At 67.5% G+C, this 14,470-nt stretch carries 13 protein-coding genes and 1 pseudogene; 4 read left to right on the forward strand and 10 right to left on the reverse strand.

Annotated elements, in window-relative coordinates:
- Positions 1-146: 146 nt before the first annotated feature.
- Positions 147-968, reverse strand: coding sequence for a posphoenolpyruvate synthetase regulatory kinase/phosphorylase PpsR (locus R9X41_RS05675; protein WP_318633906.1), 822 nt, complete (start codon positions 966-968; stop codon positions 147-149).
- A gap of 220 nt (positions 969-1,188) precedes the next feature.
- On the opposite strand from R9X41_RS05675, the gene ppsA reads away from it, so the two are divergent.
- Entirely contained in the window at positions 1,189-3,579 is a 2,391-nt protein-coding gene (ppsA, locus tag R9X41_RS05680) for a phosphoenolpyruvate synthase (RefSeq protein WP_318633907.1), read from the forward strand.
- Positions 3,580-3,806: 227 nt separating this feature from the next.
- Here the strand turns inward: ppsA and R9X41_RS05685 are convergent, their stop codons facing one another.
- The gene (locus tag R9X41_RS05685; RefSeq protein WP_318633908.1) at positions 3,807-4,208 is read right to left on the reverse strand and encodes a hypothetical protein; all 402 of its coding nucleotides are present in this window, start codon (positions 4,206-4,208) and stop codon (positions 3,807-3,809) included.
- A 144-nt stretch (positions 4,209-4,352) separates the two neighbouring features.
- On the opposite strand from R9X41_RS05685, the gene R9X41_RS05690 reads away from it, so the two are divergent.
- Together R9X41_RS05690 and R9X41_RS05695 are read left to right on the forward strand one after the other, a co-directional pair.
- Entirely contained in the window at positions 4,353-4,628 is a 276-nt protein-coding gene (locus R9X41_RS05690; protein WP_318633909.1) for a sodium/substrate symporter small subunit, read from the forward strand.
- A complete protein-coding gene (locus tag R9X41_RS05695; protein WP_318633910.1) occupies positions 4,621-6,696 on the forward strand; it encodes a VC_2705 family sodium/solute symporter in 2,076 nt (691 codons plus the stop codon). Before R9X41_RS05690 ends, R9X41_RS05695 begins: the two co-directional genes overlap by 8 nt.
- On the opposite strand, the gene R9X41_RS05700 is transcribed toward R9X41_RS05695, so the two are convergent.
- The 8 genes and pseudogenes from R9X41_RS05700 to garD form a co-directional block, all read right to left on the reverse strand.
- On the reverse strand, positions 6,689-7,018 hold the full coding sequence (locus tag R9X41_RS05700) for an FKBP-type peptidyl-prolyl cis-trans isomerase (protein ID WP_412556697.1): 330 nt from the start codon (positions 7,016-7,018) through the stop codon (positions 6,689-6,691). The genes R9X41_RS05695 and R9X41_RS05700 overlap by 8 nt on opposite strands.
- Positions 7,019-7,063: 45 nt before the next feature.
- Positions 7,064-7,414, reverse strand: a pseudogene (locus tag R9X41_RS05705) (FKBP-type peptidyl-prolyl cis-trans isomerase); the annotation flags it as partial.
- Between the two features lie 95 nt (positions 7,415-7,509).
- Positions 7,510-7,824 (reverse strand): hypothetical protein, encoded by a 315-nt coding sequence (locus R9X41_RS05710; RefSeq protein ID WP_318633911.1) that lies wholly within the window; start codon positions 7,822-7,824, stop codon positions 7,510-7,512.
- A gap of 107 nt (positions 7,825-7,931) precedes the next feature.
- Entirely contained in the window at positions 7,932-8,540 is a 609-nt protein-coding gene (gene pth / locus R9X41_RS05715; RefSeq protein WP_318633912.1) for an aminoacyl-tRNA hydrolase, read from the reverse strand.
- Between the two features lie 98 nt (positions 8,541-8,638).
- Complete coding sequence (locus R9X41_RS05720) at positions 8,639-9,007, reverse strand: 5-carboxymethyl-2-hydroxymuconate Delta-isomerase (RefSeq protein ID WP_318633913.1); 369 nt, start codon at positions 9,005-9,007, stop codon at positions 8,639-8,641.
- A 19-nt stretch (positions 9,008-9,026) separates the two neighbouring features.
- Entirely contained in the window at positions 9,027-10,472 is a 1,446-nt protein-coding gene (locus tag R9X41_RS05725; protein WP_318633914.1) for an aldehyde dehydrogenase family protein, read from the reverse strand.
- Positions 10,473-10,548: 76 nt separating this feature from the next.
- On the reverse strand, positions 10,549-11,520 hold the full coding sequence (locus R9X41_RS05730; RefSeq protein ID WP_318633915.1) for a Bug family tripartite tricarboxylate transporter substrate binding protein: 972 nt from the start codon (positions 11,518-11,520) through the stop codon (positions 10,549-10,551).
- A gap of 188 nt (positions 11,521-11,708) precedes the next feature.
- Positions 11,709-13,322, reverse strand: a complete 1,614-nt coding sequence (garD, locus tag R9X41_RS05735) for a galactarate dehydratase (RefSeq protein WP_318633916.1) — start codon at positions 13,320-13,322, stop codon at positions 11,709-11,711.
- 146 nt (positions 13,323-13,468) lie between these two features.
- On the opposite strand from garD, the gene R9X41_RS05740 reads away from it, so the two are divergent.
- Positions 13,469-14,308, forward strand: coding sequence for a FadR/GntR family transcriptional regulator (locus R9X41_RS05740; protein WP_318633917.1), 840 nt, complete (start codon positions 13,469-13,471; stop codon positions 14,306-14,308).
- Positions 14,309-14,470: the final 162 nt, after the last annotated feature.

The following is a 14,470-nucleotide window of genomic DNA, read 5'->3' on the forward strand; positions in this document are numbered from 1 at the left end:
CGAGGCGGCCGTGCAGCGCCGCCGAGTGCCCGGCGGCGAGGCAGCGAGGCCAGCGAGGCTAGGCCGACCCAGCGAGCCGCCCCTCAAGGGGAGGGCGAAGACACGAAGTGCGTAGCCTGGGGTGGGAGTAAATACCCCTGGGGGCTTTAGTAAATCAGACGTTCCGGCCGAATCTCCTGCAGGATCGTCGTGGCGATCTCCTCGATCGACTTGGTGGTCGTCGACAGCCACCGGATGCCGGTGCGCCGCATCATCGCCTCGGCTTCGGCTACCTCGTGGCGGCAGTTCTGCAGGTCGGCGTACTTGGAGTCGGGCCGGCGTTCCTGCCGGATCTGCGAAAGCCGCTCCGGCTGGATCGTCAAACCGAACAGCTTCTTCTTGTGCGGCAGCAGCGCTGGCGGCAGCTGCCGACGTTCGAAGTCTTCCGGAATCAGCGGGTAGTTGGCCGACTTCAGCCCATGCTGCATCGCCAGGTACAGCGAAGTCGGCGTCTTGCCGCTGCGACTCACGCCCACCAGGATCACGTCCGCGCCTTCCAGGTCGCGGTTGGATTGGCCGTCGTCGTGGTCCAGGCTGTAGTTGATCGCCTCGATGCGGTCGTTGTATTCCTTGCTCTTGGAGACATCGGCGAAGCGGCCCACGCGGTGCAGCGACTTGATGCCGAGCTCCTTCTCCAGCGGCTGCACGAAGGTGGCGAACATGTCCATCAGCATGCCCTTGCAGCCCGCGCGCACCACCTTCAGCACTTCGGCGTCGACCAGCGTGGTGAACACGAGCGGGCGCCGGCCCTCGACCTCGCCGGTGTGGTTGATCTGGCGCACCACCTGGTGGGCCTTGTCCACGGTGTCGATGAAGGGCAGGCGCACATGTCGTGGCCGCATCTCGAACTGCGACAGGATGGCATTGCCGAAAGCCTCGGCAGTGATGCCGGTTCCGTCGGAGATGAAGAAAACGGTACGGGAGTGCATGCGCGAGACTTTCGTGCGTTCTGGAGGGGTAGGGATGTCGGCTGACGCGGTGCTTGCGGGCCGAAGCCTACAATTCCCCCAATTATCCGAATTCCGCCATGGCCCGCCACGACCTCTTACAAGAAGACCAAAGTCGCTGTGCCGCCCGTGCCGGAGGCCCTCCGCATCCTCGCGGCGATCGCTCGTTCGGAACACCGCTTTCAACTTCTGGAGTCTTCCCATGTCTGCACTGTTCGAGGCGACCGCCCTGGTCGTACCCTTTGAAAACCTGAGGATGTCCGACGTCGAGTCGGTCGGCGGCAAGAACGCCAGCCTCGGCGAGATGATTTCGCAGCTGCCGCAGGGCGTGCGCGTGCCCACCGGCTTCGCCACCACCGCCCACGCGTTCCGGCAGTTCCTGGCCCACGCCGGCCTGGCTGACCGCATCAGCGCGCGCCTGGCCAAGCTCGACACCGAAGACGTGCGTGAACTCGCCGTCGTCGGCGCCGAGATCCGCGGCTGGATCGAAGACCAGCCCTTCCCGGCCGACCTGGAAAAGTCCATCCGCGAAAGCTTCGCCACGCTGTCCGCCGGCAACCCGGCCGCCAGCTTTGCGGTGCGGTCCTCCGCCACCGCGGAAGACCTGCCCGACGCCTCCTTCGCCGGCCAGCAGGAAACCTTCCTCAACGTCGTCGGCATCGAAGACGTGCTGCACAAGATGAAGGAGGTCTTCGCCTCCCTCTACAACGACCGCGCCATCAGCTACCGCGTGCACAAGGGTTTCGCGCACGACGTGGTCGCCCTGTCGGCCGGCGTGCAGCGCATGGTCCGCTCCGACCTCGGCGCCGCTGGCGTCATGTTCACCATTGACACCGAATCCGGCTTCGATCAGGTCGTGTTCATCACCAGCAGCTACGGCCTAGGCGAGACGGTGGTGCAGGGCGCCGTCAACCCGGACGAGTTCTACGTCCACAAGCCGATGCTGGCCGCCGGCAAGCGCGCGGTGATCCGCCGCAACCTGGGCTCCAAGTTGATCCAGATGGTGTTCTCCACGCCGGAAGAAAAAGCCGCCAGCGGCAAGCTGGTGAAGACCGTCGACGTGCCCACCGAGCAGCGCAACCGCTATTCGCTGACCGACGAGGACGTCGAGCAGCTCGCCAAATACGCCCTGGTGATCGAGCAGCACTACGGCCGCCCGATGGACATCGAATGGGGCAAGGACGGCACCGACGGCCACCTCTACATCCTGCAGGCCCGCCCGGAAACGGTGAAGAGCCAGCAGGCCGGCAAGGCCGAGCAGCGCTTCAGCCTCAAGGGCACCGGCCCGGTGCTGGTCGAAGGCCGCGCCATCGGCCAGAAGATCGGTACCGGCCCGGTCCGGCTGGTGCACGACATCCGCGAAATGGACAAGGTGCAGCCCGGCGACGTGCTGGTCACCGACATGACCGACCCGAACTGGGAGCCGGTGATGAAGCGCGCCAGCGCCATCGTCACCAACCGGGGCGGTCGCACCTGCCACGCGGCCATCATCGCCCGCGAACTGGGCATTCCGGCGGTGGTCGGCTGCGGCGACGCGACCGAACTGCTCAAGGACGGCACGTTGGTCACCGTGAGCTGCGCCGAAGGCGACACGGGCCGCATCTACGACGGCCTGCTCGAAACCGAGGTGACCGAGGTCCAGCGCGGCGAAATGCCGAAGATCAAGACCAAGATCATGATGAACGTCGGCAACCCGCAGCTGGCCTTCGACTTCTGCCAGCTGCCCAACGAAGGCGTGGGCCTGGCGCGGCTCGAGTTCATCATCAACAACAACATCGGCGTCCATCCGAAGGCGATCCTCGACTATCCCAATGTCGATGCCGACCTGAAGAAGGCCGTGGAATCCGTGGCGCGCGGCCATGCCTCGCCCAAGGCTTTCTACGTCGACAAGGTGGCCGAGGGTGTCGCCACCATCGCGGCGGCCTTCTGGCCCAAGCCGGTGATTGTTCGTCTGTCGGACTTCAAGAGCAATGAATACCGCAAGCTCATCGGCGGCAGCCGCTACGAGCCGGAAGAAGAGAACCCGATGCTCGGCTTCCGCGGCGCGGCACGCTACATCAGCACCGAGTTCCGCGAGGCCTTCGCCATGGAGTGCGAGGCGCTCAAGCGGGTGCGCGACGAGATGGGCCTGACCAATGTGCAGGTGATGGTGCCCTTCGTGCGCACGCTCAAGCAGGCCGAACGTGTTACCGGCATGCTGGCCGACCACGGCCTGGCACGCGGCTCCAACGAACTCAAGGTCATCATGATGTGCGAGGTGCCGAGCAACGCCATCCTGGCCGACCGCTTCCTGGAGTTCTTCGACGGCTTCTCGATCGGCTCCAACGACCTGACCCAGCTCACTCTGGGCCTGGACCGCGACTCCGGTCTGGAACTGCTGGCCGCCGACTTCGACGAGCGCGACCCGGCCGTCCAGGCGATGCTCTCGCGCGCTATCGCGGCCTGCCTGGCGCAAAACAAATACGTCGGCATCTGCGGTCAGGGCCCCAGCGACCATCCGGACTTTGCCCAGTGGCTGGCTGCCGAAGGCATCGCCTCGATCTCGCTCAACCCCGACAGCGTGATCGACACCTGGAAGCGCCTGGCCGAATAAGCCCGCTCGCCGGCCGATCGCCGTCGGTCAACAAAAAGCCCCGTCGCTCACGCCACGGGGCTTTTTTCATGCCGATCGAGACGGACCATGGAGAAAGGCTCGATTGATGGATCGGACCCGCGCTGCCTGGGCAAGTACGCGCATCGACCATGCCCGCAGCCCGGAGCTGCGCACGGTCAGGGCCGTCGACGCGGAAATCAAGCCGCGCTCCAGACCGGTCCGCGCCTTCAGTCCTTGAGTTCGGCGACCAGGTCGCACACCAGCCGGCGCTGTCGCTCGTCCAGTTGCAGGTACCTCGCCAGCATGGCGCGGTCCGCGGTGGTGAGCGACGGTTCCTGGGGATCGACTTCGCGGACCAGGGTCAGCGTGGTGGCTTCCGGGCCGAATCGCAGCTCGTGCGGCGAAATATCGAGCCACTGGGCCAGGGCGCGCAGCTTGTCCTGGGTGGGCATCGACTGCCCCAGGAGCCAGTTGCGCACCGCGTAGAGAGAGACGCTCTTTCCCCAGTAACGGAGGTTGAATTCGTGCGCAATGATCGTAGGCGACTGCGGCACCCCGGCCGCCGTCAACGCCTTACGAAAGCGCTCGGAAAAGGTTTTTGCTTCGGGGCGTGCGGCCTTGCTCGACATGCGGCGACCTTAGGGGGAGAGCGACATCCGGCCGAGAAAAGACAGCAAAAAACAGATGCATGTGGATCACATATTGGGTCGGGCGGCCAACCCATTCGGCAAACCCCCATGGTAGTGGGCCCGCCTGCCCGCGATGATCGCCGGATGCCCGCCACCAGCCCCTCACCGGACCCGTCACCGCCGCCGATCTTTCGCCTCGGCGCCGTACGCCTGGCCTTGCTGGTGGTCTGGTTCGCGGCCTCTTTCGGTCTTTGCTGGTTCGCCCGCGATCTGCCGCAGCAGGGCGCCGTCGCCTATGCCTGGGCCGGGCAGGGCGTGCTGATCGTCTTCATCGTGCTGGTGATCGCCAATGCGGTGATCTTCAACCGGCGCGACGCGGCCGAAGCCCCGGAGCCCGACGAGGCCGGTCGCGGTGCCTGAACCCGCAGCGTCGGCCTACCAGCAGCGGCTGCACTGGATCCTGGCGGCCTATGTGGCCGGCGTGCTGCTGTTTCTGGGCGCGCTCGCCGCCGCGGAGAACGCCGGCCTGGCACGCCACTGGATCGGGCCGATCTTCCTGTTCTCGACGGTGATGGTCTATGCGGCCATCGGCGTGTGGGGCCGCACCTCGGACCCGGGCGAGTACTACGTGGCCGGGCGCCGCATTCCGCCCATGTACAACGGCATGGCCTCAGCGGCCGACTGGATGAGCGCGGCCTCGTTCATCAGCCTGCCCGGCGCGCTGTACCTGCAGGGCTTCTCGGGCACGCCGGGGCAGGCGGGCGGACTGGCCTATCTGCTCGGCTGGACCGGTGGCTTCTGCCTGGTGGCGATCCTGATCGCGCCACAGCTGCGGGCATTGAAGCTCTACACGGTTGCGGACTACTTCCAGATGCGTTTTGGCGGCTGCTGGCCGCGCCGGCTGGCGGCACTGGCGGCGGTGGCCTGTTCGTTCACCTATGTGGTCGCGCAGATCTACGGCGTGGGCCTGATCGCCTCGCGGCTGACCGGCGTGCAGTTCGAGATCGGCATCATGTTGGGCCTGGGCGGCGTGCTGCTGTGCTCGTTCCTGGGAGGCATGCGCGCCATCACCTGGACGCAGGTGTCGCAGTACGTCGTGCTGCTGCTGGCGTTTCTGATCCCGGTGTCGTGGCTGGCTTGGAAACAATTCGGCAACCCGCTCGCGCCGCTGGTCTACGGCGCGCAGATGCCGCGCATCGCGGCGCTGGAGGACCGGCTGCGCGACGACCCCGCCGAGCAGGAAGTGGCCGGGCTTTACCGCGACCGGGCGCTCGGCTGGGCGCAGCGACTGCAGGACGTGGACGCTGCGCTGGCACGGGACCGGGAGGCGGCGCAGGAACGCATCCGCGCGATGCGGGCGCGCAATGCGGACGTCGGCGAGATCGTCGTCGCCAGCCGGGCCCTGGCGACCCTGCCGCGCGATGCCCGCGACGCACGCGAACGCTGGACCCGCGCGCAACGCGAGGACAGCGAACGCGCCCAGGCCCTGGGCGGCCTGCCGCCGCACGCCACGCCCTACGCCGGCGACCCGCATGGGTCGCCCGCCGAGCAGGAAGCCTTCGAGCTGTCGCGTCGCAACTTTCTGGCGCTGATGTTCTGCCTGATGGTCGGCACCGCCGGCCTGCCGCACCTGCTCACCCGCTACTACACGGTGCCCGGCGTGCGTGCGGCGCGCAGTTCGGTGGCCTGGTCGCTGGTGTTCATCGCGGTGCTGTATTCGGGCGCGCCGGCGCTGGCGGCGATGGTGAAGTTCGAGGTCATGCAGCACCTGGCGGGCAGCCATTTCGACACGCTGCCGGACTGGATCGCCCAGTGGGCGCGGGTGGACCCGTCGCTGGTGTCCATCGAGGACATCAACGGCGACGGCATCCTGCAGTTCGGCGAACTGCGCCTGGGGGCCGACGTGGTGATGCTGGCCGCGCCCGAGCTGGCGGGGCTGCCCTACGTGGTGTCGGGCCTGGTGGCCGCGGGTGGCCTGGCGGCGGCGCTGTCGACCGCCGACGGCCTGCTGCTCACCATCAGCAATGCGCTGGTGCGCGATATCGCGCTGCCCGAAATGCGGCGCCCGCTGTCGCCGGAGCAGCGGGTGATTCTCACCAAGTTCGCGCTGCTGGCGGTGGCCATGGTGGCGGCGGTGGCCGCGGCGGTGCGCTCGGCCGAGATTTTGTCGCTGGTGTCGGCCTCGTTCTCGCTGGCCGGATCGGCTTTCGTGCCGGTGATGCTGCTCGGCTTGTTCTGGCGCCGCACCAGCCGCGCGGGCGCGGTGGCGGGCATGCTGGCCGGGCTGCTCGTGGCGCTGTATTACATGCTCGTGCACGGCACGGGGCTGCGGTCGGCGCTGGGCGGCCTGGCGCCGCAGGGGGCACTGTGGTGGGGCATTCAGCCGGTGTCGGCCGGGGTGTTCGGCGTGCCGGCGGGGCTGGCGATGGCGGTCGTCGTCAGCCTGCTGCAGCCAGCCCCGGCACTGAAGCCTTCGACCGTCAGTTGACGGCCAGCAGTTCCACGTCGAACTTCAGCGTGGCGTTGGGCGGAATGACGCCGCCGGCCCCGCGTGCGCCGTAACCGAGCTTGGGCGGGATGATCAGGGTGCGCTTGCCGCCGACCTTCATGCCCTGCACGCCTTCGTCCCAGCCCTGGATGACCATGCCGCCGCCCAGCGGAAATTCGAAGGGGTCGTTGCGGTCCAGGCTGGAGTCGAATTTGGCGCCCTGTTCGCCGTTCTGGTAGAGCCAGCCGGTGTAATGCACGCTGACGTTCCTGCCGCGAACCGCCTCGGCGCCGGTGCCGACCTGGGTGTCGTCGATCACCAGGCCCGGCGAGGTGCCGCCGGCTTCTTCCTCGTCGTCCTCGCCTTCGACTTCGAGCAGTTCCACGTCGAACTTCAATGTGGCGTTGGGCGGAATGACGCCGCCGGCACCGCGCGCGCCATAACCGAGTTCAGCCGGAATGATGAGGGTGCGCTTGCCGCCGACCTTCATGCCCTGCACGCCTTCGTCCCAGCCCTTGATCACCATGCCGGCGCCGAGCGCGAACTCGAAAGGCGAGCGGCGGTCGACGCTGGAATCGAACTTCTTGCCCTGGGTGCCGTTCTCGAAAAGCCAGCCGGTGTAGTGCACCGACACGCCCTTTCCGCGCGTGGCTTCGGCGCCGGTGCCGGTTTCGGTGTCTTCGTATTGCAGGCCGGAGGCTGTGCTGGTGAGCGCCATGGAATCTGTTCTCCTGGATATCGCGGCGAAGTGCCGCTTTCATGGTTGAGCCGGGCATTATCGAAAATTCCCGAACCCCTCCTGTCGCAGGCGGTTCAGGCGTCGTGGATGCGCTGCAGCGCGGCGTTGCGCAGCAGGCCGGCGGCGGTGCGATAGCGGTCGGGCAAGCCGCTGGCCGTGGCGGCATCGAACTCCGGCAAGGTGCTCGCTTCCAGTTCGTCGCACAGCTCGACCAGTTCGATCGAGTAGGGGTTGCGCGGCCCGAGCAGCCGGTCGAGCGCCGACTTGGCGATGTAGGCCAGCCGCACGAAAGCCTGCGGGTCGTCGGCATGGCTGCGGGCCTTGGCCTTGGCCTGGAAGATCTCTGCCAGTTCGGTGATTCGCGCGTCGTCGTCGTGCATCTGGTCCATAGACCGTCATGTACGCCCTGCGGACCGCTGGTGGATGTTCCTGGCGTGAGTTTTTTGTGAGAAAGCGTGCTGCGCGAGCGCTCACAAACCCTGTCGATCCAGGTCCTTCACACGCCTGCGGGACGCGGGGGCTTGGGCCGGGGCGACTCCGCGGTGTGAATCAGCTTGGTTGCTTCCACCATGTCGCCCTGGAGTAGCGCGGGCACGGCAGCCAGGCTGCGGTCCAGGCATTGTTCGATCGCGATCCGGTCGTCGGGCGACGGTTTCTTGAGCACCCAGTTCACTACCTCGCTTTTCACGCCGGGATGGCCAACGCCCAGGCGCAGCCGCCAGTAGTCGGCGCTGCCGAGCTGGGCATGGATGTCGCGCAGGCCGTTGTGGCCGGCGTGGCCGCCGCCTTTCTTGAGCTTGACGGTGCCCGGCGCGATGTCGAGCTCGTCGTGGGCGACCAGGATTTCCTCCGGCGCGATCTTGAAGAAGCGCGCCAGCGCCGCGACCGACCTGCCCGAAGCGTTCATGTAGGTGAGCGGCTCCAGCAACCACACCGACTGGCCGGCGACGCTGGTGCGGCCCATCAGGCCCCAATAACCTTTTTCGACCGCCATCGGCACCTTCAGCTGGCGCGCGAGGCCGTCGATCCACCAGAAGCCGGCGTTGTGACGGGTCGCCTCGTATTCCGGGCCCGGGTTGCCCAGGCCGACGAAGAGTTTGATCATGGAAGAAGAAGCGGTGCTGCCGATGCGGCTGGGGAAAAAGCCGCGAAATTTAGCACGCGCTTCTCTGCGCTTCTCTGCGCTTCTTGGCGCTCGCTGCCTCAGGCCGGCAGCACTTCCTTGACGTAGGACGGCTTGTGCATCTCCACGATTTCCACGCTGAGCTGCACCATCATCCCGGCAGGGCGCGGGATGCGGTTGCGCATGACCACGCCGATGCGTTCGGTCAGCGCGGCCTTGGTCGCGTCGTCGCGGCCGGGCAGCACCCGCAAAACGCAGTACACGAAGCCCCGCGCGCCCGCGCCGGTGCCCACCACGTAGTCATCCAGCGGCACGATGCGCGACTTGAGGTCGGGCTCGTTGCGAATCTGGCCGCTGGCCACCAGCGTTTCGTTGACCTCGCGCAACGTCTCGGCCAGCGCGAAGCCGTCCTCCAGGTTGCGGGTGTACTCGATGGTGAGGTGGGGCATGCGGAGTCTCCTGGGGCGGTTACGCGAGGGTGTAGGCGGTCTTCACCGTGGTGAAGAATTCCTGCGCGTATTTTCCCTGCTCGCGCGGCCCGTAGCTGCTGCCCTTGCGGCCGCCGAAAGGCACGTGGTAGTCCACGCCCGCGGTCGGCAGGTTCACCATCACCATGCCGGCCTGGCTGTGGCGTTTGAAGTGCGTGGCGTACTTCAGCGAGGTGGTGGCGATCCCGGCGGACAGGCCGAACTCGGTGTCGTTCGACAGCGCCAGTGCCTCTTCGTAGTCCTTGGCCTGGATCACGCTGGCGACCGGGCCGAAGACTTCCTCGCGGTTGATGCGCATGCCGGCGGTGGTGTCGGTGAACAGCGTCGGCGCCATGAAGAAGCCTTCGTTGCCGCTGCCGGTGTGGCAGGCGATGCGCTCGCCACCGGCCACCAGGCGAGCGCCCTCGGCCTTGGCGATCTCGACATAGCTCAGGTCGGTATCGAGCTGCGCCTGGCTGGAGACCGGGCCCATGTCGGTGCCGGCCGTGAGCGCGTCGCCGACCTTGATCCTTGCCATGCGCGCGGTCAGCGCCTCGATGAACTTCGGATAGATGCCCTGAGTCACGATCAGCCGGCTCGATGCGGTGCAGCGCTGGCCGGTGGAATAGAAGGCCGACTGCGTGCAAAGCTCCACGGCCTGCGCCAGGTCGGCGTCGTCCAGTACGATCTGCGGGTTCTTGCCGCCCATCTCCAGCTGCACCTTCTTGCCGCCCTCGACGGCAAGCGCGGCCAGCCGGCGGCCCACGCCGACCGAGCCGGTGAAGCTGACCGCGTCGATGCCGGGATGCTTGACCAGCGCGTCTCCGATCACGCTGCCGCGGCCCATCACCAGGTTGAACACGCCCGCGGGGATGCCGCTGCGGCTGATGATCTCGGCCAGCGCCCAGGCGCAGCCCGGCACCAGGTCGGCGGGCTTCAACACCACGCAGTTACCGAAGGCCAGCGCGGGCGCGATCTTCCAGGCGGGAATCGCGATGGGGAAGTTCCACGGCGTCACCAGGCCGACCACACCGACCGGCTCGCGGGTGATTTCCACGCCGATGCCCGGGCGCACCGAGGGCACCGTCTCGCCCGACAGGCGCAGGCATTCGCCGGCGAAGAACTTGAAGATCTGGCCGGCGCGGGTGGCCTCGCCGATGCCTTCGGCCTTGGTCTTGCCTTCCTCGCGGGCCAGCAGCGTGCCCAACTCTTCGCGGCGCGCCAGGATCTCGGTGGCGATCTTGTCGAGCGCGTCGCTGCGCGCCTGGATGCCGCTGGTCGACCAGGCCGGGAAGGCCGCGCGAGCGGCAGCCACCGCCGCATCCACGTGCGTGGCATCGCCCTGGGCGTACTCGCCGATCACGTCTGCCAGGTTCGAGGGGTTGCGGTTGGGCGACAGGGCGATGCCGGCTTTCCATTCGCCGGCGATGAGGTTCAGGTGTTCCATGGTGTGCGTTCAGGATGAAGAAATGCGGTGTGCGAGACGATAGGAAAAAAGGCGCTGGGAAGTCCTGCGCCTGTTTTCATTCGAGCTTGATGCCGGCGGCCTTGACCACCTGCGCCCACTTGGCCACCTCGGCCTTCTGGAAGTCGGCGAACTGCGCCGGCGTGAAGGTCGAAGGCTGCATGCCCAGCGACTTCAGCCGCTCCTGCATCTCGGGCGTGGCGAGGATCTTCAGGATCTCGGCGTTGAGCCGGTCCACGATCGGCTTGGGCGTGCCGGCCGGCGCGAAGATGCCCTGCCAGGACAGCACCTCGAAGCCCGGCAGCGTCTCGGCCACGGTGGGTACGTCGGGCATGGATTCGAGGCGCTTGGCCGAGCTCACCGCCAGCGCGCGCAGCTTGCCCGACTGGATATGGGCGCCGGCCACCACGGTGGTGTCGAACATCATGTCGACCTGGCCGGCGATCACGTCCTGGATCGCCGGGCCGGAGCCCTTGTAGGGCACGTGCACGAACTTGGCGCCGGCCTTGTAGCCGAGCAGCTCCAGGGTCATGTGCTGCGAGGTGCCGTTGCCGGCGGAGGCCGAGGTCACCGAATCGGGCTTGGCCTTGGCCGCGGCGATCACGTCCTTGAGCGACTTGTACGGGCTCTTCTCGCCCACCACCAGCACCACCGGATTGGCGCCGATCAGCACGATGGGCGTGAAGGACTTGATCGGGTCGTAGCCGAGCTTGGGATAGAGGCTGACGTTGATCGCGTGCGAGCTCACCGTGCCGCCGACGATGGTGTAGCCGTCGGCCGGCGCCCGTGCGGCGAGTTCCGAGCCGATGCTGCCGCCCGCGCCGCCGCGGTTGTCGACCACGAAGGTGGTGTTGAGCACCGCGCCGAGCTTGGTGCCGATGAGCCGGGCCAGGATGTCGGTGGTGCCCCCGGTGGGGAAGGGCACCACATAGGTGATCGGCTTGCTCGGCCAGCCGTCCTGGGCGAAAGCTGGCAGGGCGGCGGCGGTAATGGCTGCGACAGCAGCCTGAAGTGCGTGACGACGTTGCATGGTTTTGTCTCCCTTATCAACAGTTAACGAAAAAATCCGAGCCCGCAGCGCGAGTTCCCCACCACGCTCCAGACTCGAGTGCGAAGCACGAGTGCCTCAGGGCCCGTCGCGCCGGGCCGCCCCAAGCGGCCGGGCCGCCCCCGGCAGGGGGTAGGCGGCCACACGAAGTGGGCAAGCCTGGGGGCGAGTCAAGTCACCGGCGCGGGGTTGAACAGCACCAGCTGGTTGTGCAGCTTCCACTGCTCCGCCCAGGTCTTCTTGCGCCCGCTGGCCACGTCGAGCATCAGCTTGAACATCTCCCAGCCCACGTCCTCGATGCTCGCGTCGCCGTCGGCGATGCGGCCGGCGTTCACATCCATCAGGTCGTGCCAGCGCCGCGCCAGGTCGGTGCGCGTGGCCACCTTGATCACCGGTACCTGCGCCAGCCCGTAAGGCGTGCCGCGGCCGGTGGTGAACACGTGCAGGTTCATGCCGGCGGCCAGCTGCAGCGTGCCGCAGATGAAATCGCTCGCGGGCGTGGCCGCATACACCAGTCCGCGCTGGATGCCCTCGCCGCGCAGCCGCTGGCCCGGCGACAGCACACCCGAGATCGGCGAGGTGCCCGACTTGATGATCGAGCCCATCGCCTTCTCGACGATGTTCGACAGCCCGCCTTTCTTGTTGCCGGGCGAGGTGTTGGCGCTGCGGTCGGCGGCGCCGCGCTGCAGGTAGGCGTCGTACCAGGCCATCTCGCGGATCATGGCCTCGGCCACCTCCGGGCTGCTCGCCCGCGAGGTCAGCTGGTCGATGCCGTCGCGCACCTCGGTCACCTCGGAGAACATCACAGTGGCGCCCGCGCGCACCAGCAGATCGGTGCAGAAGCCCACCGCCGGATTGGCCGTGGCGCCCGAGAACGCGTCGCTTCCGCCGCATTGCACGCCCACGATCAGCTCGGAGGCCGGGCAGGTCTCGCGCTGACGGGCGTTGAGCCGCTCCAGGTGCTCCTCGGCCTGCCGCATGATGTGATCGACCATGGACATGAAGCCGACGTGCTCGTCGTCCTGCAGGCACACCACGTCCAGCGGCGCCTCGGCGTTCGCGCCCACGTCGGCCACGTCCACCGCGCGTTCGTCCACGATGGGAATGCTGCCCGGCGGCATCAGGCGCTCGGGTTGCAGCTTCTCGCAGCCCAGGCTGACCATCATCACTTCGCCGCCAAAATTGGGGTTGAGGCTGATGTTGCGCAGCGTGCGAATCGGGATCTTGGCGTCCGGCGCGTCGATCGCGACGCCGCAGCCATAACCGTGCTCCAGCGCCACCACGTCGTCCACGTTGGAAAAGCGCGGCAGCAGCTCCTTCTTGATGCGGTCGATGGCGTAGTCGGTGACACCGGCCACGCACTGCACCGTCTGGGTGATGGCCAGGATGTTGCGGGTGCCGACCGTGCCGTCGGGGTTGCGAAAGCCCTCGAAGGTGTAGCCCTCCAGCGGCGCCTGCGGGGCAGGGCGCACCGTGGAGATCGGCAGGCCGTCGAGTGAGCGCGCGTCGGGCATGTCGAGCACCCGCTCATGCACCCAGCTGCCGGCCGGCAGGTCCTTGGTGGTGCGGCCGATGACCACGTTGTAGCGGCGGACCTCCGCGCCCAGGGGCAGGTCGGCGGTGGCGACCTTGTGGCCCTGGGGCACCCGTTCGCGCAGCACGGTGCCGTCGGGCAGCACCGCACCGGCGTCCAGGCCGCCGTCGTTGGCGACGATGGCAACGTTGTCATCCGGGTGCATGCGGATCGCATGCGGCGGTCGTTGGGGGGAGACGATGGCGTTCATGGGGGTGGGGCGGGGGCCCGTCGAAGTGGCGGTTCGCCGTGATGTGAACACGGAAACGGCATCCGGTGGGGGCCTGGGGTTTGTCTCGGGTTTTTCTTCGGTGTCGTATGTTGTCGTACAACGTCGTGACGCATTATCATCAAGCGATGGTCAGCCCGTCAACCGAGATTTCGCCCGAAACCGCCGCCCCCGCCGAGGCGCCGGCGGACCTGCCGCCGCCGCAGGCGCGCCCGCGTTCGCGCAGCCTGGCGCACGGCCTGGTCGACGACTTGAGTGGACGAATCCGCAGTCAGGTGCTGCGGCCCGGCGACAAGCTGCCGACCGAGTCGGCCATCATGCAGACCTATGGCGTGAGTCGCACCGTGGTGCGCGAGGCCTTGTCCAAGCTGCAGGCCGCCGGGCTGGTGGAAACGCGGCACGGCATCGGCACCTTCGTGCTGGCGGCGCGCCCGGGCGGCATTTTCCGGCTCGATCCGGCCGACATGGGCAATTCGATCGATGCCATCGCGGTGCTCGAACTGCGCATCAGCCTGGAGACCGAAGCCGCGGGCCTGGCCAGCAACCGCCGCGGTGAACGCGATCTGGCCGACATGCGCGATGCACTCTCAGCCTTCGCGGCCGCCGTCGCCGCAGGCACCGACACGGTGGAGCCGGACTTCCGCTTCCATCTGGCCATCGCGCGTGCCACCGGCAACCGGTACTTCGCCGACATCCTGGATCACCTGGGCGCCACCATCATTCCGCGCACCCGCATCACCGCCACCCGCATCCCGCGCGAAGACCAGTCGAACTACCTGCAGCGGGTCAACCGCGAGCACGACGAGATCTTCGAGGCCATCGCACGCGGCGACGCCGAATCGGCGCGTGCCGCGATGCGGGTGCACCTCACCAACAGCCGCGAGCGCTTGCTGCGGGCACGAGCCGCCGCGCAGGCGGCGCAAGTGGCCCAGCAAGCGGCGCCCGACAGCAGTCCCGGCGGCAACTGAGGTCGATGCCGCTTTGCGGCAGCCCGCACGGTATGGATTCGTGTGCGCTCCATGCCACGACCGACGCGGATCGTGGATAACCCTGATGGGCACCTGCTTGCCAGCCTCCTCTTTTTGGTTGTACGATGACTGATCTCTTGGCGCCAGACCAAAATCCAACTT

Origin of the sequence: Xylophilus sp. GOD-11R, assembly GCF_033546935.1 — a bacterium.
Lineage (GTDB): Bacteria > Pseudomonadota > Gammaproteobacteria > Burkholderiales > Burkholderiaceae_C > Xylophilus.

Bases quoted from the DNA above. Each gene is read 5' to 3' on its own strand.
- garD (WP_318633916.1), bottom strand. From the start codon at position 13,322: ATGAACGCCATCGTCTCCCCCCAACGACCGCCGCATGCGATCCGCATG.
- R9X41_RS05720 (WP_318633913.1), bottom strand. From the start codon at position 9,007: ATGCCCCACCTCACCATCGAGTACACCCGCAACCTGGAGGACGGCTTC.
- R9X41_RS05730 (WP_318633915.1), bottom strand. From the start codon at position 11,520: ATGCAACGTCGTCACGCACTTCAGGCTGCTGTCGCAGCCATTACCGCC.
- R9X41_RS05675 (WP_318633906.1), bottom strand. From the start codon at position 968: ATGCACTCCCGTACCGTTTTCTTCATCTCCGACGGAACCGGCATCACT.
- pth (WP_318633912.1), bottom strand. From the start codon at position 8,540: ATGATCAAACTCTTCGTCGGCCTGGGCAACCCGGGCCCGGAATACGAG.
- R9X41_RS05725 (WP_318633914.1), bottom strand. From the start codon at position 10,472: ATGGAACACCTGAACCTCATCGCCGGCGAATGGAAAGCCGGCATCGCC.
- R9X41_RS05685 (WP_318633908.1), bottom strand. From the start codon at position 4,208: ATGTCGAGCAAGGCCGCACGCCCCGAAGCAAAAACCTTTTCCGAGCGC.
- R9X41_RS05710 (WP_318633911.1), bottom strand. From the start codon at position 7,824: ATGGACCAGATGCACGACGACGACGCGCGAATCACCGAACTGGCAGAG.
- R9X41_RS05690 (WP_318633909.1), top strand. From the start codon at position 4,353: ATGCCCGCCACCAGCCCCTCACCGGACCCGTCACCGCCGCCGATCTTT.
- R9X41_RS05740 (WP_318633917.1), top strand. From the start codon at position 13,469: ATGGTCAGCCCGTCAACCGAGATTTCGCCCGAAACCGCCGCCCCCGCC.
- ppsA (WP_318633907.1), top strand. From the start codon at position 1,189: ATGTCTGCACTGTTCGAGGCGACCGCCCTGGTCGTACCCTTTGAAAAC.